The following is a 21,407-nucleotide window of genomic DNA, read 5'->3' as shown; positions in this document are numbered from 1 at the left end:
GGTTCAGTCCTTCCAGACCCGGTCGTGCTGCTCCACACCGGCTGCCGCGAGGGCCTCTCCCAGGCGCAGGATGTCGAAGAGCTGTTCGCCACGGTCGATCGCCGCGCGGATGCCGTGCTCGCGCTCCACCCGGGCACGGGCGGCGCGGACCACCTCCGGGAGGATGTCGAGCGGGAGGCTGATCACCCCGTCGCCGTCGGCCACGATCACGTCGCCGGGCTCCACCAGAACGCCACCGCAGACGACCGGCACGTTCACCGCACCCGGCCCCGCCTTGTCGGTGTGCCCCGCGTAGATGCCGCGAGACCAGACCGGGAAAGCCATCTCCGCCAACGCATCCGAGTCGCGGATCGGCCCGTCGACCACCACGCCGACGGCGCCGTTGGCACGTGCGGCCAGCGCGGTGAGTTCGGCGAACATCGCCGCGGCTCCGTGCCCGCCATTCACCCCGACGAGGAGCTGTCCCGGCCCGAGCAGCTGGATCGCGCGGTGGGCGAGCAGGCCGTCGTCCGGGCTGCTCCGCACGGTCACGGCCTGGCCCGAGATCCGCGTGCCCCGCAGGAGCGGCTTGATCGCCGGGTCCAGCAGCGCCGCGCGGCCGCGGTCGAACCCGAGCAGCGATCCCAGCGCCTCGTGCAGATCGGCCACGCTGCACGCCTCGACGGCGGCGAGCGATTCGGGGTCGGCAGCGGGAATCTTCAGATACACAGTCATGACAGCTCCGCCCGTGCGTGCCCGAGAACCTCGGGGTTGAACAAGTACCGCGGCCGTTCGCCGCGCAGCACCGCCAGTGCGGCTTCGGCGGCCTCGACGGCCGACCGCACCCGGGCCAGCTCGGTGCCACCGCCACAGTGCGGGGAGAGCACGACGTTCGGGGCGGCGAACAGCGGGGCGGACACGTCCGGCGGTTCCTGCTCGAAGACGTCGAGCCCGGCGGCGCGGATCGTGGCCGTCGCGAGTGCCTTGGTCAGTGCCCCCTCGTCGACGGTGCCGCCGCGCGAGGTGTTGATCAGGATCGCGCCCGGCTTCATCCGCTCCAGTTCGGCGGCGCCGATCAGGTGCCGGGTGCCCTCGGTGAGCGGCAGGTGCAACGTGACGATGTCCGAGCGCGCCAGCAGTTCGTCCAGCTCGACCTTCTCCGCACCGGGCGTCTCCGCCTGAACCGGGTCGTACGCCAGGACCGTGCACCGGAAACCTGTGAGCAGCTGCGCGACGTCCCGGCCGATGTTGCCGTAACCGACGATCCCGACGGTCGCGCCGAACAGATCCGGGAACGCGGTCATCCGCTCACGCTCGCGGTAACCACCCGCGCGGACCGCCGCGTCGAGCTCGGGGACCCGGCGCAGGACAGCGAGCATGAGGGTCAAGGCGTGCTCGGCGACGCTGGTCGAGTTCGCGTTCCCGCTGGTGGCTACCACGATGCCCAGCTCGGTGGCGGTCTCGAGGTCCACGGAGTCAAGTCCGGCCCCGTGCTTCGCGATCACCTTCAGCTTCGGGCAGCGGCGAAGCAGGGCACCCGGTAACGGCACGGACCGGAGCACCATCGCGTCGGCGTCGGCGAGGGCCTCGGCCATTTCGGCCTCCGTGGCGACGCCGTGGTGCACCTCGCGCACCTCGAAGGCCGGGCGCAGCAGCTCGATGCCGCGCTCGTGGATCGGCGCGGACACGACGATCACGGGTTTCGGAGCTGTCGACATTGACATCATCACCTTCAGTACAGGGAAAGAGGATTGGTGGTGAGGATCGAGCGGGCGGCCGCCGCGCCACCGGCCCACTGCACGAGCAGGCCGAGAAGCCCGCCGTCCTCGGGTACGGGGCCCTCCTTCATCGGGTGCGGCCAGTCGGAGCCCCACACGCAGCGATCCGGGGCGGTCTCGACGAGGGCGCCGGCGAACCGCCCGGCGTGGGGGTAGGGGCCGGGCCCTAGCCCGTCGATGGCGTAGGGATGCGAAAGTTTCACCCAGCCCTCCCCCGCGGAAAGCCACTCCCGCAGCGCGCTGAACCCGCGGCCCGACACAGTGTCACCGGCCCGTGGACTGCCCATCGCCTCGACCACGACCCGAACTCCGGATCCGGCGACGGCGTCGATCAGCGCGGGCGCCGAGTCGCTGTGGTCGAGCAACACGTCGGCATGCCAGCCCAAGGTGCGCAGCCGCGGCAGGATCTCACCGATCCGGTCGGCGGTCTGCGGCCAGCGCAGCCGTAACCCGCAGACCCCGGCCAGGCCACGCAGATCCTCCTCGGCGGTGGCGAGCAGGTCGAGATCGACGACACCACGGAACCGGGCCGGGTGCGCCGCAAGTGCGGCAAGCAACCGGCTGTTGTCGGTGCCGTAGCAGCTGGGCTGTACCAGTACGCCGTGGCTGAGCCCGAGCGCGTCGAGCGTCCGCAGGTAATCCGCTGGGGTGGAGTCCGGCGGGGTGTACGTACGTCCTGCGGCGTAAGGGAAATCGGCGGCGGGGCCGAAGACGTGAGCGTGGGTGTCCCAGCCGCCGTCCCCGACGTCCCAGCCGGGGTCGCGCACGTCGGGACGGAAACCGGGGATACTCGGCGGCTCGCTCACCGCGGTCATCGGGAGACCGTGGCCCGCGCGCGGAATTCCGCGCCGGGATGCCCCGCCGGCAGGCGCGGTCCGCCACCGGCGACGTTCTCACGCAGGGTCGCCGCCGGATACGCGGCCGGTACCCGGCCACGGCGCTGCAGCTCCGGCACCACCATCTCGACGAAGTCCGGGAAGGTGTGCAACGGCGCGTAGTCGTAGATGTTGAAGCCGTCGATCCCGCCGATCTCCATGATCTCTTCGAGCTTGTCCGCCACCGTCTCCGGCGAACCGACGACAGTGATCGCCCCGAGCGAGCGCGCCATCTTCTCCGCGACCTGCCTCGGGGTCCACACGCGGTCGGGATCGCCGATGGTGAAGCGCTCCAGGAAGGACCGGATGCCGTCGGTCTGCACGTACTCCAGCGGGGCGTCGATGTCCGCCGCCCCGAAGTCGAGCTGCATCAGTGCGGACTGCCTGGCCAGTGTGCCCTCGGCACTCACGAACCGGACCTGGTCCTCGAACTTCCGCTGCGCCTCGGCGTCGGTCGGCGCGACGACCACGGACACCCCGGCGATGAAGGTGAGGTCCCGGCCGGTCCGCGCCCTGATGTCGTCCACAGTGGACCGCATGCGGCGTGGATCGGTCTCGACCAGGAAAACGGCCTCCGCGTGTTTCGCGGCGAACTCCTTCCCCGCGGCCGAAGCACCGGCCTGGAACAGGGCCGGCGTGCGTTGTGGCGAGGGCTCACACAGGAACCGGTCCGGTACGGCGAAGTACTTTCCCTTGTGCGCAGCCGGATGGACCTTCGCCGGGTCGGCATACCCGATCGCGGGGTCACGGATCACGGCGTCGTCCTCCCAGCTGCCCTCCCACAGCGCATAACAGGCCTCCAGGAACTCCTCCGCGATCGCGTAACGCTCGTCGTGCGGGACCTGTGCGTCGCGGCCGAGGTTGCGGGCCGCACTGGCGGTCGCCGAGGTGACCACGTTCCAGCCGACCCGGCCCTTGGTGAGGTGGTCGAGGGTGGCCATCGTGCGGGCGAAGGAATACGGCTGCGCGTAGGTCGTGGAGGCCGTCACGGCGAAGCCGAGGTGTTCGGTCACCGCGGCCATCGCGGAGATCGCCATCATCGGGTCGTTGATCGGCAGCGCGATCGCCTCGCGGATGCTGGTGTCCGCGCTGCCCTGGTAAACGTCGTTGATCCCGGGGAAGTCGGCCAGGAACAGACTGTCGAACAGGCCGGCCTCGAGGGTGCGCGCCGTCTCGATCCAGTAGTCGAGATCGGTGTAGCGGTATTCCTGGTTGTCCGGGTTCCGCCAGCTGCCGACGGCTGTGTGGCCGACCCCGGCGATCTTGAATCCGTGCAGATGAATGCGCGTCATTGACACACCTTCCGCTGGGCTTTTCCGGTCGTGCGCGACCGATGACTCGACGGTAGAAGCAGCTGCCGCTCCAACACTGTCAAAGCGGCGACAGTTCACCGGAGCTCGCGACGGAGGATTCGGTGCCGGCGTCGCGAAGCCGGGCACCGCGGGTCTCCGGGGTGCGGAACACGACGATCAGGCCCACCACGGCGATCGCCATGACGTAGCACGCCGGGGCACTGGACGAGCCCGTCGCGCTGATCAGGGCGGCCGCGACGAGTGGCGCTGTGCCACCGAAAACCGCGTACCCGACGTTGTAACCGATGGAGTGACCGGTGACCCGGACAGCGGTGGAGAACAGCTCGACCATCGTCACGAACCCGCCGGAGGCGAACAGCGCGACGCCCACCGCGAGCACCAGCTGCCCCGTGAGCGCCCCCACGATCCCGCCCGTACCGGCCAAGGCGAACGCGGGCCAGACGCCGAGCAGCAGCCAGCCGACACCGGCGAACATCACCGGCTTGCGGCCGAACCGGTCCGCGATCCAGCCGAACGGCAGCATCAGCAGTGCCATCACCACGATCGCCGCCGCGTTGGTGAGCAGCGCCGCGGTCACCGACAGCTGCGCCACCGTGGTCAGGTAGGTGTAGAAGTAGCTGAGCAACAGGTAGGCACCGACGGCCTGCACCGCGACCAGCAGCGTGACGGTCACGATCGCGCGCCGATCCGAACGCAGGGCCTGGCGAACGGGATGGGCCGCGCGTTGCTCACGCGTGGCCTCCACGTACTCCTCGGGATCGTCGAGCGTGCTGCGCAGCCAGAGCCCGATCAACGCGAACAGGCCACCGAGCAGGAACGGCACCCGCCACGCCCAATCGAGGTACGCCGCGTTCCCCAGCCCGCCGCGCAGACCGAGAATCAGCAGCGACGCCAGCACCGAAGGCAGCCACGACATCGCCACGGCGACCCCGATCCACCGCGCGCGGCGGTCGGTGGGCGCGGACTCGAGGATGTAGCTGAGGCCGCCGCTCGTCTCCCCTCCGGCGGAGAATCCCTGTGCGATCCGGCAGAGCAGGAGCAGCGCCGGTGCCCCGATGCCGATCGACTGGTAAGTGGGCAGCAGACCGATCACCATCGTCGACGCCCCCATGAGCAGGACCGTCACGGCGAGCACCCGGATCCGGCCACGGCGGTCACCCATCGCGCCGAAGACGAGCCCGCCGAGCGGACGGACCAGGAACGAGACGGCGTACACGGCGAAAGTGCCGAGCAGCGCCGCCACGGGGCTGGACCCCGGGAAGAAGTACACGGCAAGGATCGGGGCCGACAGGCCGTAGACGAGAAAGTCGTACCATTCGACGAACGTGCCGACGAAACCACCGACCAGACGACGGCGTGGGGTGACAGCGGACATGCGCAACTCCTCGCGGGCGGAGCGCCGACGAGGAACGACGTCCCATCCTCGCGACGATGTCCAGGACGCTAAGTGTGCCGCGAGCCGCAGACTGTCAACATCACGACAGTTCGGCCGAACCCGCCAGTGCCCGCAACCCCGGGGGGTCGGCCAGCCGGATCACGCCGTACGACAGCCGGACCAGCCCCTGGGCCTCGAAACCCTTCAGCACCTTGTTGAGGCTTTGCCGGGACACCCCGAACACGGCGGCGAGCTCGGCCTGCGGCAGGTCGACGGCAAGCACGCCGTCGCGGTCGGGGGCCGAGAGCAGGAGCATCCGCCGGGCGACGCGCGCGGGCAGCCCATCGAGTGAGGCCTCGGCCAGGAAACCGATCAGGATTCTGATGTCGCGCAGCATCGACCCCATGATCGCATCGTCCACACAGGAATGTTTGCGACGCAGCTGCGCGAAGGCGTCCCAGTTGAGGACCTGCACCGTGACCTCCGTGCGGGCCGTCGCGCTCTGGGGCAGGCCACGGCCGTCGACCAGCGAGCTGATCCCGAGACACTCACCGGGACCGACCAGGCCGTAGCGCAGCTCCTTGCCGTCCGGCCGCGAATACGACAGCCACACCCGCCCGTCGACGATCCGGTACATCACCCGATGCCGGTCCTCCTGGGTGTAGAGGCGGGCCCCGGCCGGTACCACCCGGCTGACCGAGCGCGCGACGAAGTCCTCCTGCGCAGCAGGGGTGAGCAGGCCGAAAAGATCGACCCGCCAAGCCTCCGCCTGCTGCGCACCGACGCGGCCACCGTGGCGAGGTGTCATCCGACGGACGGTACAACACTTCGGCCCGCACCCCACTGAGATCGAGGACCTGCCGGCAGTTCCCCCGCCTTGACACCCGCCGGGCACACGGGCAAGCGGTCTCTCATCGTTTGTCCTTGGATATCCCGATGGTGAGACCAAGGCGGTGAATGGGCAGCACTCGTGCGACCTGCGTGAAGCAGGCCCGACCTCCCGGCGCGGCAGGAGCGCGGATGACCGTCGGTGCCCGGACAGTGCCCGGTCCCGGGCAGACCGACCGGCCGGTGCGGGTGTCTTCGGTGCGGAAGTCGTTGCCGAGCAGGCTCTTCGGCATCGCCCGCACCCAAGGCAGGATCGCGCTCGACACGAACTGGGTACCGCCATTCGTCCGGGAAGTCTTGCGCACAAGCAGCTTCCGGCCGAAGGGGAGCCCGCACCGGAGCCTCACGCCTGCCCGATGCGGGTCATCAGGGGATGTGTCGCCAGCGGGGTCACCTCCGCGGTGACCAACGGCCAGATCGGCAGGCTCTGCAACGCCTCCGCCAGCTCGTCGGCATCGCGGGCGGACCACAGGCCGACGTTTCCCTGGTACCCGGGCACGCGCCAGAGCGTGCGCAGGATGCCCTGAGCGTGCAGCTCCTGCCCTCGCGCCCACTCGCGTGCCAGCAGATCGCGATACTCCTCGGCGGGCAACGCACTCACCCGGCTGGTCTCGATCCGTACCAAGAAGTCCATCAGGACACCTCCCGAAGAATTGTTTCCGGCGTGACCCGCACCGTCGGGTCGACCTCCCCGGAGCAGCGCAGCCCGTCGCGCCGGGGTTTCCCGGCGAGCGCCGTATCGCCGACGCCGAGCTGCACCGCGTCTCCCTTGGTTGGCCGCCGAGGCCGGAGTGACTTGACCAGGCTGCAGAACAAAGCCACTCTACGTGCTACTGTCTAGCACACTGTTCCGACTATGCGAACACTCGTCCACCTGATGAACCTGGGCCGGACACTGTTGTTCTCCCCGGAGATCACGCGCGGCGAGCCGAGCGCGGGCGGGGTGGCGCACGGTGCGCCGGTACTCGCCCCGCCCTGGATCACCACCGGGCGGCAACTACGCGTTCGCCGGCACAGCGATCATCGGAGATCCGGACCTCTGGCTGATGTTCGCCGGGCAGGCATGGCCTCTGCCGGAGGACTTGTCGCAACGCCTGGCGCCCGCCGGGTTCGGGCTCTGGTCGAGCCGGGAAGGACGCACCCGCACAGTGGTGGCGTGTCACGAGTGGACGGATCTGGGCAACACCTGCCTATCCGTGCCTGTCCTGCACGATGGCCGCATGCCGGCGCACCGTCACGCGCCCCACTTCGAGCGACAGGTCGTTCCCCGATCTCCTGCAGACTCGCGGGCAGTACGAGGACCGTCCGCCGCTGCCGTTCATCCCCGGCTGCGAGATCGGCAGCGTGGTGGTCTCCGCCCCGGCGTCGAGCGGTCTCGCACCCGGCGACCACGTCGCGGCCGACGGCCGGCTCGCGACGGGCGATGAATACCGATCCCGACAATACAAGAGCGGACATCAGACTCAATGTCCGATGTCCGACATCCCCCAGCTGGGCAGAGATACCGACGGATCGTGCCTGACCTCGATGGACGCGGTCTACTGCCGCCGCGACCGGGAGAGCGACGGGAACCGATGCTCCTGTGCGAGAAGCCGATGCCGGATTCGGTTCCACGGCCCGAGCACGCTGAGCGTGCTGCTGAGCCGTTTCGACCGCGTCGCCGGCGAGACGTCACCGCCTTCAACGCCGAACTCCAGGAATGGCGCGACTTCCGCCGCCCGCATGGCGGACCCGACGGCGAGGCACCCGATGATCACACCCTCTCGGTGGTGTGTGCCGCGAGTGCCCGGAACTGGCTGGCGTGGAAGACCAGCGGGGGCCGCGTCGGGTCCGCACTGCATCCGAGCACTTCCAGGAGCACGAGTACGTGATCGCCTGCCTCGAGTTCCTCGTACACCCGGCAGTCCAGGAATGCGGTGGCGCTGGAGATGAACACGCTCCCCTCCACCGTGGCTTCCCAGCCGATTCCGCGGAAGCGATCACCGTCTCGGCTCGACAATTGCCGAGCGCTCCCGATGTCGCCTGCGGCCAGGACGCTGAGCCCCAATCGCCGACGGGGGCGTAGTTCAGGCCACGTTCTCGAGGTGTGCTGGACGCAGACGGACACGAGCGGCGGCGCCAACGAGACCGAGGTGAACGAGTTCAGGAAAAAGCCCGATGGAACACCGCCACTCGTCGCCGCCAAGGCCACCGCCCCGGACGGGAAGCATCCGACCGCCTGCCGGAGTGACCGTCCGGGGTCGCCGGCAGTCCTCATTTCGAGCATGTCAATCCTCCTGGCGCACCGAGCCCGAGTCGCCGAGCACCCACGTCACAGCATCGCGCCGGTCACCTCGAGACCGAGCGCGTCCCGGCCGAACATCGCAAGCGCGCTTTCCACGTCGTTGACCACGTGGCCCCGTCCGGTGTGCACATCCCGCCAGATGCGCTCGAGTGCGCCACCGGATCGCATCGCGCTGCCACCCGCGTTCTCCATCACCAGGTCGACCGCACCGACGGCCCGCTCCGTGGCAAGCGGCTGATCTCGCCTCAGCCGCGTCCGCAGTCCCAGCGGCGTGTCCTCGCCCGATTCGGCGCACGTGTAGACATCTGCAACATTGCGCGTCAACTGCAGCCACGCCCCGTCGACCGCACTCGCCGCACGGGCAATGCGGACCTGCGCAAAGGGATCCTCGGCGACCCGTTGGTTGCCGACCACCCGGATGCGCTTGCGCGTGGCATCCAGATACGCCGCAAGGCCGGCCTCGGCCATCCCGACGATCGCAACCGAAATGGAGGTCGTGAAGATCGTGGCCAGCGGCATCCGGTACAGCGGCTCCGGGTTCACCGCGTGCCCCGGACACTCCGGCAGCGCCACTTGCGCCGCACTCAACGTCCGATGCTCCGGCACGAAGACCTCGGCGATGTGCAGATCGTTGCTCCCGGTGCCCCGCAGTCCGACGGCGTGCCACACGTCCTCAACGACGAAATCGCTCTGCGGCACCAGGAACGTTCGAACGTGCGACGGCGTGCCGCCGCCCTCCTGCACCACCGCGCCGACCAGCGCCCACCCAACGTGGTCGCTCCCCGAGGAGAAGCCCCACCGGCCGCTGAGCCGGTAACCTCCCTCGACACGGTGCGCGGTACCCGAGGGTGCCAAGGATGAACACACGACCGCGTCGAGATCGTCGATCAAGCCGCCGGCGGCCCAGGTCGGCCGTCGGCAATCCCGTCCCGCTAGGAAACATCCCTCAGGAGCGTCCGGGGGCTAGTGCTCACCCCTTCGCCTTGCCCATGTTCGCCTGCACAGCTTGGATCGCATCCTGGGTGCGCGGGTCGCGAAACAGCTTGCCCTGCGGCGGCCGGGTCACAGAGGCACAGAGGCACAGAACATCGAAGCTTTTCAAGTCACACTCCCGCTCGTTTGAGACGCACACGTGGGAACTCGTCAACCTCGCGGCGCCGCGGGCAACCGACGGCAACGCAGAGGCAAACGCAATGCGACCGAATCCCGCGGCAGGCGCGTGAACACCTTGCCGAGCGGCTCGTTTGCCGTCTGCGGAAGCCACAAGCTTCACCGGAAGAACCTATGTTTACTGAGGTGCGGGTTCAGCTGGACAGGTTGTTCGTCCGAAACCTCGACACGCCTCGTCGCATCATCGAGACCGGTTTCGACCTCACCGGTCAGGTTCAGGGCAGGTCCACGGAGGCTCCGGCGAGCACTCATGCGGGCACCCGGCAGAAATCCGAGCGTCGAGCGATCGGCCGCAAGGCGACGAGCGAGGCGACCATACAGGCACTCCGAGCCGGAGAGCGACGCCCGGCAGCACACTGGCGACAGGCTTCGAGATGGTCTTCGGTATGCGCTTTGGGGGAGATTTCCGGCACAGTCGACATAGTTGGACTTCCTACTATATGGTGTCCTCAGGTCTGCGGTGCAGGGAAGCCGGTGCGAGTCCGGTGCGGTCCCGCCACTGTGACCGGGGAGCGGTGTTCCACCGGGAAGACGGCCACTGGCGCGAGCCGGGAAGGCCTGGGGCGCCGCGGATCCGGGAGCCAGGATACCGGCCGCAGATGTCCGTGTTCGTCCACGAGGATGGAGCTGAACGCATGCGGATTCTTCCTGCCTGCGCGAAAGACGCCGGACCACCGCCGCACCGGCGGTAGTTCAGCCTGCCCGTCGACCCGGCCACCACCTGTGCGCCCCGGGCAGTCCGTCCTGCGCTCTCGCGAAAGGCGTTTCATGACCACCGAACTCCAGCACTTCGTCGGCGGCAAACCCGTTCCCGGCACCTCGGGGCGGTTCTCCGACGTCTTCGACCCCAGTACCGGCGCCGTCCAGGCCAGGGTGCCGCTCGCCTCCGCCGGGGAGGTCGCCGCCGCGGTCGGCGTCGCGGCCGATGCCCAGCTCGAGTGGGCGCGCTGGAACCCACAGCGCCGCGCCCGTGTGCTGATGCGGTTCCTCGATCTTGTCCGGTCCGAAGAGGACAGTCTGGCGCGGATGCTTTCCGCGGAGCACGGCAAAACGGTCGCCGACGCCCGCGGTGACCTGCAGCGCGGTCTGGAAGTCGTCGAGTTCGCGATCGGGATCCCGCACCTGCTCAAGGGCGAGTTCACCGACTCCGCAGGCACCGGCATCGACGTCTACTCCATGCGCCAGCCGCTTGGTGTCGTCGCCGGGATCACGCCGTTCAATTTCCCCGCGATGATCCCGCTGTGGAAGGCCGCGCCCGCGATCGCGTGCGGCAACGCCTTCGTGCTCAAGCCGTCCGAACGCGACCCCTCGGTGCCGCTGCGGCTGGCCGAGCTGTTCGGCGAGGCCGGGCTGCCGCCGGGTGTCTTCCAGGTGGTCAACGGCGACAAAGAAGCCGTCGACGCGCTGCTCACCGATCCCCGGGTCGAGGCGATCGGGTTCGTCGGCTCGTCGTCGATCGCCGAGTACATCTACACAACCGCTGCCGCACAAGGGAAACGCGCACAGTGCTTCGGCGGGGCCAAGAACCACCTGATCGTCATGCCCGACGCCGACCTCGACCAGGCCGTCGACGCGCTGATCGGCGCCGGCTACGGTTCCGCAGGCGAGCGCTGCATGGCGATTTCGGTCGCGGTGCCGGTCGGCGAGGCGACCGCCGGCGCGCTGGTGGCGCGACTAGCCGAACGCGTGAAGACGCTGAAGATCGGCCCCGCGCACGACGAGAGCGCCGACTTCGGTCCGCTGGTCACCGCCGAGGCCGTCCAGCGCGTCCGCGACTACCTCGAGGTCGGCATCGCCGAAGGCGCCGAACTGGTCGTCGACGGCCGCGGCCGGACCGTACCCGGTCACGAGAACGGTTTCTTCCTCGGCGGCTGCCTGTTCGACAACGTGACGCCGGACATGCGCATTTACCGGGAGGAGATCTTCGGCCCGGTCCTGTCGGTGGTGCGTGCCACCGATTACGAGGCGGCACTGCGGCTGCCGAGTGAACATCAGTACGGCAACGGCGTCGCGATCTTCACCCGCGACGGCGACACCGCCCGCGATTTCACCGCTCGCGTCAACACCGGCATGGTCGGCGTGAACGTGCCGATCCCGGTCCCGATCGCCTACCACACATTCCGCGGCTGGAAACGCTCCGGATTCGGCGACCTCAATCAGCACGGCCCCGATTCGGTCCGGTTTTACACCAAGACGAAGACCGTCACCTCGCGGTGGCCGTCGGGCATCAAGGAAGAAGCCTCGTTTGTCATCCCGACGATGGACTGAGGCAGGTCATGAGACTGACCGAAGAACAACGCGCACTGCGGGACACCGCCGCGGAGTTCGCGGCCGAACACCTCGCCCCGCACGCGGTGGAATGGGACCGGGCCAAGCACTTCCCGGTCGATGTACTGCGCAAAGCAGCACAGCTCGGCCTCGGCGGGATGTACCTGCCCGAGGACGTCGGCGGCTCCCGGCTCGGCCGGTTCGACGGGACGCTCGTGTTCGAAGCACTGGCCGCCGGATGTCCCTCGATCGCCGGCTACGTGTCCATCCACAACATGGTCACCACGATGATCAACCGGTTCGGCAATGCCGCCCAGCGCCACCGGTACCTGCCTCGTATGTCCACAATGGAGTCGCTGGGCAGCTACTGCCTCACCGAGCCCGGTACCGGTTCGGACGCCGCCGCTCTCGTGACCCGCGCACGGCGGGACGGAGACCAGTACGTCCTCGACGGGGTCAAGCAGTTCATCTCCGGTGCGGGCGCCTCCGACGTCTACGTCGTACTGGCCCGCACCGGTGGTCCCGGTCCGCACGGAATCTCCGCGTTCATCGTCGAACGGGACATCCCCGGGCTGTCGTTCGGCCCGAACGAGGTCAAGATGGGCTGGCACGCCCAGCCCACCCGGCAGGTTGTCTTCGAAAACGCCCGTGTCCCCGCGACGGCGCTGCTGGGCGAAGAAGGCGGCGGCTTCACGGTGGCGATGTCCGCTTTGGACGGTGGACGGCTGAACATCGCAGCGTGCTCACTGGGCGGGGCGGAAGCGGCTCTGGGCAAGGCAGTCCGATACCTGTCCGAACGCTCGGCGTTCGGCGCAAAGCTGTCGGAGGCATCGGCCCTGCAGTTCCGGCTGGCCGACATGCGCACCGACCTCGAAGCCGCCCGGACCTTGCTGTGGCGGGCCGCGGATGCGCTCGACCAAGGCGAGCCGGACGCCACTCAGCTCGCCGCAATGGCGAAACGGTTCTGCACCGATACCGGATTCGAGGTCGCCAACCAGGCGCTGCAGTTGCACGGCGGTTACGGCTACCTCGCCGAGTATGGGCTGGAGAAGATCGTCCGCGATCTGCGGGTGCACCAGATCCTCGAAGGGACCAATGAAATCATGCGGGTGATCATCTCCCGCCGGATGTTGAAGGAGGCCGTGTGAGCGACGTCGAATTCCTCGTGCACAGCGGGATCGGCCGGATCACGCTCAACCGTCCCCGCGCGCTCAATGCCCTGACCCACGAGATGGTCCGCGCGATCACCGTCCACCTCGACCAATGGCGCGACGACCGGAGTGTGCGCGCAGTGGTCGTGGACGGCGCCGGTGACCGCGGACTGTGTGCCGGCGGCGATATCCGGTCCATTTACGACGATGCGAAGGCGGCAGGCACCGCGTCGTTGGAGTTCTGGGCGGACGAATACCGGATGAACGCGGCCATTGCCCGCTATCCCAAGCCCTACCTCGCGATCATGGATGGTCTCGTGATGGGCGGCGGGGTCGGGGTGTCTGCACACGGCAGCCACCGCATCGTCACCGGCCGGTCGCGGATCGCCATGCCCGAGGTCGGCATCGGATTCGTTCCCGATGTCGGCGGCACCTACCTGCTCTCGCGCGCTCCCGGCGAACTCGGCACGCATACTGCGCTGACCGCAGTCCGGCTGTCCGGCGCCGACGCAATCCACTGTGGACTAGCCGACCACTACGTACCGGCCGCAAGACTGCCCGATCTCTTCGACGCTCTCGCCACGAACACACCGGACGCGGCGATCGCGACGGTCGCCGATCCGCCGCCGCCGAGTGCGCTTGCCACCGAAAGCACGTGGATCGATTACTGCTACGCCGCCGGCACCGTCGAAGAGATCCTCGATCGACTGCGCGATGGCGGCGACTCGGCCGTGGCCGCGGCCAAGGAGATCGACGGCAAGTCCCCGACCGCGCTCAAAGTCACCCTGCGCGCCCTGCGCACTGCGGCGGCTCTGCCGGACCTGGAAGCAGTACTGGCGCAGGAGTACCGGATCTCGCACCGTGCGTTCACCTCCACGGAGTTCATCGAGGGCATCCGTGCGCAGGTCGTCGACAAGGACCGGGCACCCCGATGGTCGCCGGCGACCCTGGCCGAGGTCGACGACGAACTGGTCGAACGCCATTTCGCCAACCTGGGCAACGAAGAATGGACGGGAGTGCCCCGATGAGCATCGCTTTCCTCGGACTCGGGAACATGGGCGGGCCGATGGCCGCCAACCTGGTCAAAGCCGGGGAGAAGGTGACCGGCTACGATCCGGTGGCCGAGACCCGCATCGCAGCGGAGGACAACGGAGTGTCCATTGCGGACTCCGCAGTCGCCGCAGTCGTCGAGGCGAACGTCGTCATCACCATGCTCCCCAGCGGACAGCATCTCCTGGATTGCTATCGTGACATCGTCCCCGCCGCGGCGCCTGGCACACTGTTTCTCGACTGCTCCACCATCGAGGTCGCCGACGCCCGCACCGCTGCCGACCTGGCCGCCGCCGCAGGGCACCTTGCCCTCGACGCACCGGTATCGGGCGGGGTGGTCGGCGCCACCGCCGGCACGCTCACGTTCATGGTCGGTGGCCCGTCAGCGGCGTTCACCGCTGCTGAACGCTGTCTGGCGCAGATGGGCAAGAAGATCGTCCACTGTGGTGAGACCGGTGCCGGACAGGCGGCGAAGATCTGCAACAACATGATACTCGGCATCTCGATGATCGCGGTCAGCGAAGCGTTCGCCCTCGGCCGCCGGCTCGGCCTGACCGACCAGGCCCTGTTCGATGTCGCCTCCACCGCCTCGGGACAGTGCTGGGCGCTGACCACCAACTGCCCGGTCCCCGGACCGGTGCCGGCCAGCCCGGCCAACCGGGACTACACCGGCGGGTTCGCCAGCGGCCTGATGCTCAAGGACCTGCGCCTGGCCCAAGCCGCGGCACAGGCCGAGGGCGTCCGTACCGAACTCGGCAGGCACGCCGAAGAGCTCTACACCGCGTTCGTCGGCAACGACGGACCGGCTCGGGACTTCTCCGCCATCGTCACCACTCTCACCACGGACGGCACCCCATGACCGAAACCATCCTCCTCGACCGCCCCGCCGAACGAGTCGCCCGGATCACCCTCGACCGGCCCCGGGTGCTCAACGCACTGAACCTGCGGACCATGCAGGAGATCACTGCGGCAACGTCCGAACTGGACGGTGACCCGGATGTCGGCGCGATCATCCTCACCGGCTCGGCGAAAGCGTTCGCCGCCGGCGCGGACATCAAGGAAATGGCGCCGCAGAGTTTCGGCGACGTCCACGCCGCGGACTGGCTCGGCGGATGGGAAGCACTCAGCCGCGTCCGGACGCCGCTCGTGGCGGCGGTCGCCGGCTATGCCCTTGGCGGCGGCTGCGAACTGGCGATGATGTGCGATCTGCTGCTCGCCGCGGACACCGCCAAGTTCGGTCAGCCGGAAATCACCCTCGGCGTGCTCCCCGGCATGGGCGGTTCTCAGCGACTGACCCGCGCGATCGGCAAGGCCAAGGCGATGGACCTGATCCTCACCGGCCGGACGATGGACGCCGAGGAGGCCGAGCGCGCCGGCTTGGTGTCCCGGATCGTCCCGGCCGACGCGCTATCGGAGGAGACCGTCAGCACGGCGTCGAAGATCGCGTCGATGTCCAAGCCGGCGGTGATGCTGGCAAAGGAAGCCGTGCACCGCGCATTCGAAACCAGCCTCTCGGAGGGCTTGCTGTTCGAACGACGGCTCTTCCACTCGACGTTCGCCACGCACGACCAGAAGGAAGGCATGACGGCGTTCATCGAGAAGCGGCCACCGGAGTTCCGGCACCGCTGATGGTGCGGACACCACCGGTCCGGGTTCTGGGCGGACCGTCGGCTCCGCTGTCCACTCAGGACCCGGACGGTACGGGAAGGTCACGCGTTCGCGGCGAATTCGCGGAGCAGCGCGTTTCTCTTTTCGAGTGTCTCCGCGGTTGACGGCACCATGATCGGGGCGCCCTCGGCCGCGAAGGCCTGGCACTTTTCCACGTAGGGGCGCAGCAGTTCGTGGTAGGTCGCCGCGGCGGCGCGCAGGTCTGCGTGGTACTCGGTCCAGGTGGTGGCCAGTAGTTCCGCGGAGCGGATGGCCAGGGTGGTTCCCATACCCGACAGCAGGGCCGCGCAGTGCGCGGCGTCGCCGATGACGGCGACGTTTCCCTTGGTCCAGTGGGGCAGGTGGGTCTGGCTCACCGAGTCGAAGTAGAAGCCCTTGGCGGCCGGATCGGCGAACGCGGCCCGGATTTCGGGTACCTGCCAGGCGTCGACCCGGGAAAGCAGGCCGTCGATGATCGTGCGCTGGGCGGGAACGTCCCGGTAGTCGTAGTCGAGCTGCGGGCTGGCGGCCAGCATCATCGCCAGCGGTCCGTCGCCTGCGTCGCGTACCACGACGGTGAGGCCGGGGACGGTGAGCATCGCCCGCTGCCAGTCGATCTCCCGCGGGAGGTCGACGAGTGCGACGTAGTAGCCGATGTGGCGTACGTAGCCGGACTCGGCCCCGAAGACGAGCCGCCGGACGGTGGAGTGCAGGCCGTCGGCGCCGACCACGAGGTCGAAACTGCCGGACGTGCCGTCGCTCAAGGTGACCTCGGCCCGCTGCGGGCCGTCTTCGAGTGCCACGAGCGAGGTCGAGAAGCGGAACTCCACCTCGGCGGGCACCACGTCGAGGAGAATGTCGTTGAGCCGGTCCCTGGAGATCTCGACGTCCTGGTCGGTCTCGTTGGCGAACCAGTTCAGGTCGATACCGGCCACCTGCCTGCCGGATCCGTCCAGCACCGGCCACACACCCTCGGCACGCACCCGCGACCGGTTGATCCGGTCGAGGATCCCCATCCGCTCGACCGTGCCGAGCGCCTCTCCGCGCACGTCGATGGGAGCGCCGCCGCGGCGCAGGCCCGCGGCCCGCTCGACCACGGTGACGCGGTGGCCCAGGCGCGCGAACCAGTGCGCGGCGGAGAGTCCGGCCATGCTCGCACCGGAGACGAGAACGTCCATCGGGTCCAGCTCCTCATCGTGATCGGGGCAAGTGGGGACTCTCGCATTGTTGCATGGAATCTCCATAAGATGGGATGCAATATGGCCTTGTTCGTGCACCCCCGGTCAGGCAAACGCTTGCCATCGGATAACTCGGATGCAACTATGGCTGATAGCATCCAATTCGGCCACCACTGCGTGGCCGCCGGGAGGCACACACTGCGACCAGATCGGTGAGGGTGGTCATGAGCTACGACGAGTACCGGGTCGCCGAGGTGGCCGGCAACCGGATCCCCTACCACGAGACCGGGACCGGTGAACCGCTGCTGATCCACCACGGGGCCGAGTCGCACAAGGGGCAGTACGCGATTTTCGCGCCGTTGCTGCCGCCCGGTATCCGCGCCGTCTCCTACGACCAGCGCGACGTCGGCGACGCGGAGAGCGTCGACGCCGACTACACGATATCCGACCTCGCCGATGACTGCGTCGGGCTGATGGACGCGCTGCACATCGAGAAGGCGCACGTCATGGGCATCTCGTTCGGCGGTGCGATCGCACTCCACGTCGGCCTGCGCCATCCCGGCCGGGTGCAGTCGCTCATCGTCGGCGCGGCGCCGGATTCCTTCGCACGCCCCAATGCCTACGTGGCGAAGATGATGGCGGCACCGCCCGAGCAGAGGGGTGCGCTGATGCGTGCGGCGAGCCTGTCCCCGGAGGCGCAGCAGGACGAGTGGCTGCTGGCGCGGCTGGCCGATCTGGGGCGGGGCACGGTCACCGCGCTGGGTTCGCGACGCCGCGCGGCGATGGAAAGTCACGACGTACGGGACAGGCTGGCCGAAATCACCGCACCGACGCTGCTGCTCTACGGCGAGCTCGACCCGATCGCGCCCCCGGAAGCCGGTGCGGACCTGCACGCGCAGCTGCCGTCCTCGGAGCTCGTCGTGCTGGCAGGCGCGCGCCACGGCCTCTCGTTCGAGTTCCGCGAGCGCACCGCCGAGCTGGTCACCGACTGGATTGCCCGGCACGGAACCGGATCGGCCGCATGAGCGTCCCGGAAACCGGCCTGCGCACCCGGCCGGATCTGGTGGGCTCGTTCGGCATGGCGGCCAGTACGCACTGGGTCCCGACCGCCGTCGCCCAGTCCGTACTGGAACGCGGCGGCAACGCGGTCGATGCCGTGGTGGCCGCCGGATTCGTGATGCACGTGGTGGAGCCGCACCTCAACGGTCCGGGCGGCGATCTGGTCGCGTTGCTCGCCCCGGCGGGCGGGGACGTTCGCGTGGTCGCAGGCCAGGGACCGGCACCACGGCGGGCGACGATCGAGCACTACCGGTCACTCGGCCTCGATTCCGTGCCGGGCTCGGGCGCGCTCGCCGCCGCGGTGCCGGGAGCGGTCGAGGCGTGGCTGTGGATGCTGCGCACACACGGCACTTGGGACGTCGCGGACGTGCTCGAGTACGCCGTGCACTACGCGGAAGTCGGCCAGCCCCTTGCCCCGCAAGCCAGTGCCGTCATCGAGACGATGGCTGCGCACTTCACCGGGCACTGGCCGACTTCCGCCGACCAGTGGCTGGCAGGCGGCCGCGTTCCGGCTCCCGGTGAACTGGTCGCGATTCCGGCGTACGCCGCCACATTGCGCCGTCTGCTGGCGGCGGCGGGCAGCGGGGACCGGGTCAGCCGCATCGAGGCCGTCGGGCGGGAGTGGCGGAGCGGTTTCGTCGCCCGTGCCCTCGAGCGTGCCGCGGCGCAGGTGCACCGGCACTCGGACGGACACGACTACGCGGGAGTGCTCGACGCCGCCGACCTCGCCGCGTTCGAGGTCCGCGCCGAAGCACCGCTGACCCTCGACTTCCGGGGGGTGACCGTGTGCAAGGCGCCCTTCTGGAGCCAGGGCCCGGTTCTTCTCCAGGCACTGGCCATCCTCGACACCTTCGACGGCCCGGATCTCGACCCCGGCACGGAACGGGGCGCGCATACGATCCTCGAGGCGCTCAAGCTCGCGATGGCGGACCGGGACGCCTACTACGGCGAGGCGCACGACGCGGCGGACCTGCAGCAGCTCCTCTCCCCGGAGTACGCGAAGTCGCGCGCCGCCTTGATCACCGATGAGGCGTCGGCGCAGTGGCGGCCGGGAGTACTCGGGAAACCGGTCCCCCACACGCCGCCGCTGCGCATCGCCGAACCGGCCGTCCCGGCGATCGGAACCGGCGAGCCCACCGTGCGGGCGACGGGCGAGACCCGCGGGGACACGGTCCACCTCGACGTGGTCGACCGGTGGGGGAACCTGGTCTCGGCCACCCCGTCGGGCGGCTGGCTGCAGTCCAATCCCACGATTCCCGAGCTCGGCTTCTGCCTCGGCACCCGTCTGCAGATGACCTGGCTGGACCCGCGCAGCCCGTCTGCGCTGATGCCGGGACGACGGCCGCGGACGACGCTGAGCCCGACCATGCTGCAGCGCGGCGGACAGACCGGCACCGCACTCGGCTCGCCCGGCGGGGATCAACAGGACCAGTGGCAGCTGCTCTATCTCCTGCGCACCATCGTCGGCGGCCTTACCCCGCAGGAGGCCATCGACGCCCCGATGTTCCACACGACCGCCGCAACCCAGTCGTTCTGGCCCCGCGAATGGACGCCGCGCGGTGCGGTGGCCGAGCAACGGCTCGGGACCGAGGTCATCGCCGGGCTCCGCAGGCGCGGCCACGAGGTCACCGTCACGGGCCCGTGGAGCCTCGGCCGGCTCTCGACCGTCGCGCGCGATCCGCGAACCGGCCTGGTCTCGGCCGCCGCCAACCCGCGGGGAATGCAGGGCTACGCCGCGGGCAGGTGAAGCCGGGACCAACGACCGTACAGCCGACGTCGGGAAGTGAGTGTGCCGTGGAAACCCAGTGCAGGCACCGTCGAAGCATTCCGGTGTGGGCGATGCTCGCCACGCCGTTCACCGCCGACGGCACCGACGTCGACCACCGGTCGCTTCGCCGTTACTGCGACGAGGTGATCGGCCGAGGCTGCTCCGCGGTAGTGGTGCTGGGGGTCATCGGGGAACCGGGTGCGCTCAGTCCGCCGGAACGCTCGGCCGTGATCGAGACCGCGCTCACGACCGGCGCCGAGGTCCACGTCGCCACCATGGCCGCCACGCGGGAGGAGCGGTGCGCCGAGGTCGCCGCGCTGGCGCAGCGATTCGGGGACCGGATCGCCGGTTATCTCGTCCCCGTCCTGACTTCGGACCCGCAGGAGCTGCGCGCCGAGCTCGACCGGCTGCACACCATCGGTGGCCGGAGGATCGTCGTCCAGGACTACCCGGCGTCCTCTGGCGTCCGGATCTCCGTCGACGACCTGGCCCGCGCCGTCGCGGGGGCACCCCACGTCGCGGCGGTCAAATGCGAGGCACCGCCCACCTTCGGCCGGATCCGCCGGCTGCGAGAGCTCGTCCCCGAGGTCGCCCTGATGTCCGGTCTCGGCGGGCTCAGCCTCGTCGACGACCTCAGCCAAGGTGCGGGACTCGTCGCCTCGGGCACGTCCCGCCCCGAGGTGGCGGTCAAGGCCGTGCAGTCGTGGCTGGACGGCGACGAGCGGGCTGCCCGGCGGCTGGTGGCCGCCTCGGCGGCCGCCACCGGCTTCGAAATCCAGCAGGGCACCAGTATCGCGATCCGGAAAGAACACTGGCGGCGGCAAGGCGTGCTCACCTCGGGCGCGGTACGCGCACCGACGACGCCGTACGAGCCCTACCTCGCTCCGCTGAGCGATGCCCACGGCTTCACCGTCACCGGGGGCCGGGTTTAGTCGCCCGGGTTCCGGAACAGTTCCTCGCGCCCGGCCCAGCGGATGGTCGCCTCGACGGCGCCGAGGATGTGTTTCTTCATCAGCTCCCTGGCCAGGTCCGCGTCTCCGCTGACGATCGCCTCGGCGATCCGGGCGTGCTCGTTGACGTTGCGGCGCAAGAGGGTCGTGCTCTCGGCGTAGGCGGCGTACGCGCTGTTCGGCGGGAAGCGGCTGTGGATGTCCTGGATGCTCAGATACAGCTGGCGATTTCCCGAGGCACCCAGTATCGCGGCGTGGAACTGGTCGTTCGATTCGGCCCAGCGCCGCCCCCGGTCGTCCGATTTGGACTCCGGGTCGAAGTCGCGCCACGCGGCTTCCATGCGTTCTTGCTGGTCGTCATTGATCCGTTCCGCGGCGAGCGCCGCGGCGAACCCCTCCAGCTCGGCCCGTACCTCACCGAGTTCCCGCACGTCCTGGCTGGAGTGCCCGTTGATCCGCGCACCGCGGTTCTTCACGATCGTGACGATTCCGCGTGACTGCAGTGCACGCAGTGCCTCCCGGACCGGCGTCCGGCTGGTGCCGAACTCCTTGGCGAGCGCTTCGTGCCGCAGCCAGGAGCCGACCGGCCGCTCGCCGAGCAGGATGCCACGCTGCAGGGCCAGCACGATCTCCTCGCTCTTGGCCAGCGGCGCATCGGATTCGGGTGAAACCAT

At 69.3% G+C, this 21,407-nt stretch carries 21 protein-coding genes, 1 pseudogene and 1 riboswitch; of the genes and pseudogenes, 9 read left to right on the top strand and 13 right to left on the bottom strand.

From position 1 onward, the window contains the following. Nucleotides 1-3 precede the first annotated feature (3 nt). The 8 genes from ABD793_RS33030 to ABD793_RS32995 all read right to left on the bottom strand — a co-directional run bounded on the left by ABD793_RS33030 (nt 4) and on the right by ABD793_RS32995 (nt 6,967). Entirely contained in the window at nt 4-714 is a 711-nt protein-coding gene (locus tag ABD793_RS33030; protein WP_344867197.1) for a 4-carboxy-4-hydroxy-2-oxoadipate aldolase/oxaloacetate decarboxylase, read from the bottom strand. Continuing rightward, complete coding sequence (locus tag ABD793_RS33025) at nt 711-1,697, bottom strand: phosphoglycerate dehydrogenase (protein WP_344867196.1); 987 nt, start codon at nt 1,695-1,697, stop codon at nt 711-713. Before ABD793_RS33025 ends, ABD793_RS33030 begins: the two co-directional genes overlap by 4 nt. A 14-nt stretch (nt 1,698-1,711) precedes the next feature. Then, on the bottom strand, nt 1,712-2,572 hold the full coding sequence (locus ABD793_RS33020; RefSeq protein ID WP_344867195.1) for an amidohydrolase family protein: 861 nt from the start codon (nt 2,570-2,572) through the stop codon (nt 1,712-1,714). Then, nucleotides 2,569-3,924: an LLM class flavin-dependent oxidoreductase gene (locus tag ABD793_RS33015; RefSeq protein ID WP_344867194.1), complete on the bottom strand. Its 1,356-nt coding sequence runs from the start codon at nt 3,922-3,924 to the stop codon at nt 2,569-2,571. Before ABD793_RS33015 ends, ABD793_RS33020 begins: the two co-directional genes overlap by 4 nt. Before the next feature lie 79 nt (nt 3,925-4,003). Beyond that, the gene (locus tag ABD793_RS33010; protein ID WP_344867193.1) at nt 4,004-5,320 is read right to left on the bottom strand and encodes an MFS transporter; all 1,317 of its coding nucleotides are present in this window, start codon (nt 5,318-5,320) and stop codon (nt 4,004-4,006) included. A 100-nt stretch (nt 5,321-5,420) separates the two neighbouring features. Continuing rightward, nucleotides 5,421-6,128: a Crp/Fnr family transcriptional regulator gene (locus ABD793_RS33005; RefSeq protein ID WP_344867192.1), complete on the bottom strand. Its 708-nt coding sequence runs from the start codon at nt 6,126-6,128 to the stop codon at nt 5,421-5,423. Nucleotides 6,129-6,551: 423 nt separating this feature from the next. Next, the gene (locus ABD793_RS33000) at nt 6,552-6,842 is read right to left on the bottom strand and encodes a muconolactone Delta-isomerase (protein ID WP_344867191.1); all 291 of its coding nucleotides are present in this window, start codon (nt 6,840-6,842) and stop codon (nt 6,552-6,554) included. Beyond that, nucleotides 6,842-6,967, bottom strand: a complete 126-nt coding sequence (locus ABD793_RS32995) for a hypothetical protein (RefSeq protein ID WP_344867190.1) — start codon at nt 6,965-6,967, stop codon at nt 6,842-6,844. The genes ABD793_RS33000 and ABD793_RS32995 overlap by 1 nt, the downstream gene beginning before the upstream one ends. Nucleotides 6,968-7,420: 453 nt before the next feature. On the opposite strand from ABD793_RS32995, the pseudogene ABD793_RS42865 reads away from it, so the two are divergent. Next, a pseudogene (locus tag ABD793_RS42865) lies at nt 7,421-7,684 on the top strand (alcohol dehydrogenase catalytic domain-containing protein); the annotation flags it as partial. 277 nt (nt 7,685-7,961) lie between these two features. Here the strand turns inward: ABD793_RS42865 and ABD793_RS32990 are convergent. The 3 genes from ABD793_RS32990 to ABD793_RS32980 form a co-directional block, all read right to left on the bottom strand. Then, complete coding sequence (locus tag ABD793_RS32990) at nt 7,962-8,465, bottom strand: flavin reductase family protein (protein WP_344867224.1); 504 nt, start codon at nt 8,463-8,465, stop codon at nt 7,962-7,964. A 54-nt stretch (nt 8,466-8,519) separates the two neighbouring features. Then, on the bottom strand, nt 8,520-9,239 hold the full coding sequence (locus tag ABD793_RS32985) for an acyl-CoA dehydrogenase family protein (protein WP_344867189.1): 720 nt from the start codon (nt 9,237-9,239) through the stop codon (nt 8,520-8,522). 223 nt (nt 9,240-9,462) lie between these two features. Then, nucleotides 9,463-9,594 carry a hypothetical protein gene (locus ABD793_RS32980; RefSeq protein WP_344867188.1) on the bottom strand — a complete coding sequence of 44 codons (132 nt, stop codon included), beginning with the start codon at nt 9,592-9,594 and terminating at the stop codon, nt 9,463-9,465. A gap of 492 nt (nt 9,595-10,086) precedes the next feature. After that, a riboswitch (cobalamin riboswitch) is annotated at nt 10,087-10,274 on the top strand. A gap of 156 nt (nt 10,275-10,430) precedes the next feature. Here ABD793_RS32980 and ABD793_RS32975 point away from each other — a divergent pair. The 5 genes from ABD793_RS32975 to ABD793_RS32955 are packed head-to-tail and all read left to right on the top strand — an operon-like array spanning nt 10,431 to nt 15,760. Then, nucleotides 10,431-11,930: a CoA-acylating methylmalonate-semialdehyde dehydrogenase gene (locus ABD793_RS32975; RefSeq protein WP_344867187.1), complete on the top strand. Its 1,500-nt coding sequence runs from the start codon at nt 10,431-10,433 to the stop codon at nt 11,928-11,930. Between the two features lie 8 nt (nt 11,931-11,938). Continuing rightward, the gene (locus ABD793_RS32970) at nt 11,939-13,078 is read left to right on the top strand and encodes an acyl-CoA dehydrogenase family protein (RefSeq protein WP_344867186.1); all 1,140 of its coding nucleotides are present in this window, start codon (nt 11,939-11,941) and stop codon (nt 13,076-13,078) included. Then, nucleotides 13,075-14,109, top strand: coding sequence for an enoyl-CoA hydratase/isomerase family protein (locus ABD793_RS32965; protein WP_344867185.1), 1,035 nt, complete (start codon nt 13,075-13,077; stop codon nt 14,107-14,109). The genes ABD793_RS32970 and ABD793_RS32965 overlap by 4 nt, the downstream gene beginning before the upstream one ends. Continuing rightward, entirely contained in the window at nt 14,106-14,990 is an 885-nt protein-coding gene (mmsB, locus tag ABD793_RS32960; RefSeq protein WP_344867184.1) for a 3-hydroxyisobutyrate dehydrogenase, read from the top strand. Before ABD793_RS32965 ends, mmsB begins: the two co-directional genes overlap by 4 nt. After that, a complete protein-coding gene (locus ABD793_RS32955; RefSeq protein ID WP_344867183.1) occupies nt 14,987-15,760 on the top strand; it encodes an enoyl-CoA hydratase in 774 nt (257 codons plus the stop codon). The genes mmsB and ABD793_RS32955 overlap by 4 nt, the downstream gene beginning before the upstream one ends. A gap of 80 nt (nt 15,761-15,840) precedes the next feature. Here ABD793_RS32955 and ABD793_RS32950 read toward each other — a convergent pair whose 3' ends face one another. Beyond that, nucleotides 15,841-16,956: an FAD-dependent monooxygenase gene (locus tag ABD793_RS32950; protein ID WP_344867182.1), complete on the bottom strand. Its 1,116-nt coding sequence runs from the start codon at nt 16,954-16,956 to the stop codon at nt 15,841-15,843. A gap of 224 nt (nt 16,957-17,180) precedes the next feature. On the opposite strand from ABD793_RS32950, the gene ABD793_RS32945 reads away from it, so the two are divergent. The 3 genes from ABD793_RS32945 to ABD793_RS32935 all read left to right on the top strand — a co-directional run bounded on the left by ABD793_RS32945 (nt 17,181) and on the right by ABD793_RS32935 (nt 20,715). Continuing rightward, nucleotides 17,181-17,981, top strand: coding sequence for an alpha/beta fold hydrolase (locus ABD793_RS32945; protein WP_344867181.1), 801 nt, complete (start codon nt 17,181-17,183; stop codon nt 17,979-17,981). Further along, a complete protein-coding gene (locus ABD793_RS32940) occupies nt 17,978-19,762 on the top strand; it encodes a gamma-glutamyltransferase family protein (protein WP_344867180.1) in 1,785 nt (594 codons plus the stop codon). The genes ABD793_RS32945 and ABD793_RS32940 overlap by 4 nt, the downstream gene beginning before the upstream one ends. 92 nt (nt 19,763-19,854) lie before the next feature. After that, nucleotides 19,855-20,715, top strand: coding sequence for a dihydrodipicolinate synthase family protein (locus ABD793_RS32935; RefSeq protein ID WP_344867178.1), 861 nt, complete (start codon nt 19,855-19,857; stop codon nt 20,713-20,715). On the opposite strand, the gene ABD793_RS32930 is transcribed toward ABD793_RS32935, so the two are convergent. Next, nucleotides 20,712-21,407 (bottom strand): GntR family transcriptional regulator, encoded by a 696-nt coding sequence (locus ABD793_RS32930; RefSeq protein WP_344867176.1) that lies wholly within the window; start codon nt 21,405-21,407, stop codon nt 20,712-20,714. The genes ABD793_RS32935 and ABD793_RS32930 overlap by 4 nt on opposite strands.

Source organism: Amycolatopsis ultiminotia (genome assembly GCF_039536925.1).
Taxonomy (GTDB): Bacteria; Actinomycetota; Actinomycetes; order Mycobacteriales; family Pseudonocardiaceae; genus Amycolatopsis; species Amycolatopsis ultiminotia.
This window is presented reverse-complemented; position numbering and strand designations above follow the sequence as displayed.

Bases quoted from the DNA above. Each gene is read 5' to 3' on its own strand.
- ABD793_RS32990 (WP_344867224.1), bottom strand. From the start codon at position 8,465: ATGAGGACTGCCGGCGACCCCGGACGGTCACTCCGGCAGGCGGTCGGA.
- ABD793_RS32935 (WP_344867178.1), top strand. From the start codon at position 19,855: ATGCTCGCCACGCCGTTCACCGCCGACGGCACCGACGTCGACCACCGG.
- ABD793_RS32945 (WP_344867181.1), top strand. From the start codon at position 17,181: ATGAGCTACGACGAGTACCGGGTCGCCGAGGTGGCCGGCAACCGGATC.
- ABD793_RS32970 (WP_344867186.1), top strand. From the start codon at position 11,939: ATGAGACTGACCGAAGAACAACGCGCACTGCGGGACACCGCCGCGGAG.
- ABD793_RS32940 (WP_344867180.1), top strand. From the start codon at position 17,978: ATGAGCGTCCCGGAAACCGGCCTGCGCACCCGGCCGGATCTGGTGGGC.
- ABD793_RS32950 (WP_344867182.1), bottom strand. From the start codon at position 16,956: ATGGACGTTCTCGTCTCCGGTGCGAGCATGGCCGGACTCTCCGCCGCG.
- ABD793_RS32930 (WP_344867176.1), bottom strand. From the start codon at position 21,407: ATGGTTTCACCCGAATCCGATGCGCCGCTGGCCAAGAGCGAGGAGATC.
- ABD793_RS32975 (WP_344867187.1), top strand. From the start codon at position 10,431: ATGACCACCGAACTCCAGCACTTCGTCGGCGGCAAACCCGTTCCCGGC.
- ABD793_RS33010 (WP_344867193.1), bottom strand. From the start codon at position 5,320: ATGTCCGCTGTCACCCCACGCCGTCGTCTGGTCGGTGGTTTCGTCGGC.
- ABD793_RS32955 (WP_344867183.1), top strand. From the start codon at position 14,987: ATGACCGAAACCATCCTCCTCGACCGCCCCGCCGAACGAGTCGCCCGG.
- ABD793_RS33025 (WP_344867196.1), bottom strand. From the start codon at position 1,697: ATGTCGACAGCTCCGAAACCCGTGATCGTCGTGTCCGCGCCGATCCAC.
- ABD793_RS33000 (WP_344867191.1), bottom strand. From the start codon at position 6,842: ATGGACTTCTTGGTACGGATCGAGACCAGCCGGGTGAGTGCGTTGCCC.
- ABD793_RS33005 (WP_344867192.1), bottom strand. From the start codon at position 6,128: ATGACACCTCGCCACGGTGGCCGCGTCGGTGCGCAGCAGGCGGAGGCT.
- mmsB (WP_344867184.1), top strand. From the start codon at position 14,106: ATGAGCATCGCTTTCCTCGGACTCGGGAACATGGGCGGGCCGATGGCC.
- ABD793_RS33030 (WP_344867197.1), bottom strand. From the start codon at position 714: ATGACTGTGTATCTGAAGATTCCCGCTGCCGACCCCGAATCGCTCGCC.
- ABD793_RS33015 (WP_344867194.1), bottom strand. From the start codon at position 3,924: ATGACGCGCATTCATCTGCACGGATTCAAGATCGCCGGGGTCGGCCAC.
- ABD793_RS33020 (WP_344867195.1), bottom strand. From the start codon at position 2,572: ATGACCGCGGTGAGCGAGCCGCCGAGTATCCCCGGTTTCCGTCCCGAC.